Origin of the sequence: Streptomyces sp. NRRL S-87 (assembly GCF_000719335.1) — a bacterium.
GTDB lineage: Bacteria > Actinomycetota > Actinomycetes > Streptomycetales > Streptomycetaceae > Streptomyces.
The window spans coordinates 1-367 of the sequence record NZ_JOGB01000203.1; the positions used below are offsets into that span (position 1 = coordinate 1).

1 protein-coding gene and 1 pseudogene are annotated in these 367 nt (G+C 69.5%); both read right to left on the reverse strand.

All coding sequences use genetic code 11. The features are described 5' to 3' along the window. Positions 1-132, reverse strand: a 132-nt coding sequence (locus IF43_RS41365; RefSeq protein ID WP_158939700.1) for a DUF2267 domain-containing protein, incomplete at its 3' end; no start/stop codon positions are given. 115 nt (positions 133-247) lie between these two features. Next, positions 248-367, reverse strand: a pseudogene (locus IF43_RS41370) (Hsp20/alpha crystallin family protein); the annotation flags it as partial.

Below are 367 nucleotides of genomic sequence, written 5' to 3' on the forward strand. Positions count from 1 at the left end.
GCGGTCCTCGCCGACCAGGTGGGCTCCCAGCAGGGCCAGGACCACGCGGGCGGCGCGGTCGGCCTCCTCGCGGGAGGCGTACTCACCGCGTTCCTGCACATGCTCGACGAAAGCATCCCATCTCAACGTCATGGCGCTCGTCTCCCCCATATGCGGTAGGGGCCGTGAGGGTGGAAGGACGGGAGGGGCGGGGGAATCCCTCCCGTCCTGGTCTGCGAACTTCGAGCGCGGGTCGTGAGCGGCCCGCTCAGCTACTGATCTGCTTGAGGCCGTCGCCGATGGCGATCTTGCGCGGCTTGGCGCGCTCGGCGATCGGGATGCGCAGGGTCAGTACCCCCGCCTCGTAGTCGGCGGTGATGTGCTCGGT